The organism is Candidatus Frankia nodulisporulans, assembly GCF_902806475.1.
Classification (GTDB): Bacteria; Actinomycetota; Actinomycetes; order Frankiales; family Frankiaceae; genus Frankia; species Frankia umida.
Map to the genome: position 1 here is coordinate 1 of NZ_CADCWS010000442.1, position 1,877 is coordinate 1,877.

Consider the following 1,877-nt stretch of genomic DNA (forward strand, 5'->3'; position numbering starts at 1 on the left):
GCTCGGCGAGGTTCTCCGCCGCGCGGGCGTTGCCCCGCTCGGCGAGGCTGCGTAGCTCGTACGCCCGTCCTCCGTCGGCCAGGAGTTCGGCGAGTTGCGCCGCGCTGTGGGGATCGTCCTTCGCCGGGTCGCGGAGCTTGTCGACGTGTACCTGCAGTCGGATCAGGGCATCCCAGCGGTCCCGTCGCTGCTGGTCGGCGGGCTTCGCCGCCAGCGACACGTCGGCGACACGTCGGCGACCTCGAGGGCCTCGTCGAGCCGGTCCTGGCGGCGCAGGAGCGCGATGAGTTCCGCGCTGGCCGCGGAGTCGTCATGTTCGTCGTGGAGCCGGCTCAGTGCGCGCTCGGCGTAGGTGTAGCGCATCCGGGCCAGCGCCGCGCCGGCCAGCCGGCGCAGATCCTCGGCGCCACGCAGATCCCTGGCCAGCGCCTGCCACAGGCTCTCCGGCGGGCAGATGGTCCGGCGGGCCCGACCGATGTATTCCGTCAGATAGTCCGCCGCGCGGTAGGAGACGGCCGCTCGGTGGTCGTCGAACGTCTCCGCCGAGCCGTCGTCGCCGTCCGGGATGAGCGCGGTCACCTCACCGTGGCGCGGGCTCGCGGCGTGCGCCAACGCGCGTTCCAGCCAGGTCCGCGCGGGCGAGGCACGTTGCGAGCGGGTCAGATAGCCGGCCATCGCCGTGGCGAGGGTGTCGGTGGACAGCGAGACGCGTACACCAAGCCGGCGCGCGTCCGCCGCACTGGAGATGGCCGCCTGACAGTACGGCGTAGGCGGGACCTCCCACAGATGGACGAGGTCAGGGGCGGCCGCCAGGACCTGGGTGAATCCCGTGTCGACCATGCTGAGAGCGGTCGCCACGCGCTGATCGGTCGGCGCGAGCGCACGAGCACGCCGCAGTTCGCCCTCGCTGAGCTGGGCCGAGACCGGGATCAGCTCCGAGGCTTCGAGGATCTTCCGATCCTCGGCGTAGATGTCACCGGTATCGCCGTAATCCAGTTGTCGGCGTGAATGATAATGGACGGGCCAGACCGTGCCGACGATTATCATCCCCGCTTTGCGGAGGGCTTTGAAGTCCGCCTGACGCAGCGGCGGATCGGCACCGAGGAACTGGTGGAAGTCATCCAGCCAGAGCACGGTGTCCTCGGTCGGCACCTGGACGAGATCGCGAATCTCCTGGGTGGTCGTCGGCTGCGCCAGCCACCACGAACCTGGCACGAGCGCCCGGACGGCTTCGAACAGCGATCGGGTCTTACCGCAGGAGGAGCCGCCGAGCAGCAGGACGAAGACACCCTCCTGCAGACCCTTTTTGATCATCTCGCGGAGCATCTGGTCAAAATCCCGTTCGACATAGCGGGGAAACTCGCCGCTGCCGCCGCCGGTGGTTGGCCGGCCGAAGCCGCCGGCAAGCGGAATCGCGGGATGGACCCCAAGATCACGGCCGGTTGCCTCGGCGACGTGGCCGGCGAGCGCCGGCCCCTGGCCGACGCTCGTGCTCAGCCGCTGCCATGCCCGCCGTACCTTCTGTCGTTCCTCGGACGGCACCTCCAGGACCTCGAGCAGGGTCCCGAGCAGGTCGTTTCTGATCGTCCTGCGGCCGTTCAGCGCGTCGCTCACGGTGCTGGTGGGCAGTTCGCAGTACGGCGAACCCGAGGCCGCGAGTTTCTTTGCTGCCCGCTGGATATCGCCGAGGCTCAGGCCGCTTCGTTTCTGGATGCCCTGGAGATGGGCGGCGAGATCACTCCACGAACGCACCGTCGAGAGATCACCGGAATCGGCTGCGCTCAGCGTTGTCACCCCTCCGGCCCCCCGCCTCGGACGTTCCGGGACAGCATACGAGCACGCGCCGCCGCGCGTCATCGTGCAGGTCAGGGATCTGG

General features: G+C 69.4%; 2 protein-coding genes. Both read right to left on the bottom strand.

Annotation, left to right across the window (positions count from 1 at the left end):
• Positions 1 to 220 (bottom strand): hypothetical protein (locus tag G6R24_RS20610; protein ID WP_163550787.1); only part of this gene is annotated, 220 nt, incomplete at its 3' end.
• Positions 163 to 1,794, bottom strand: coding sequence for a hypothetical protein (locus tag G6R24_RS20615; RefSeq protein WP_163550788.1), 1,632 nt, complete (start codon positions 1,792 to 1,794; stop codon positions 163 to 165). The genes G6R24_RS20615 and G6R24_RS20610, both read right to left, overlap by 58 nt.
• Between the last annotated feature and the right edge of the window lie 83 nt (positions 1,795 to 1,877).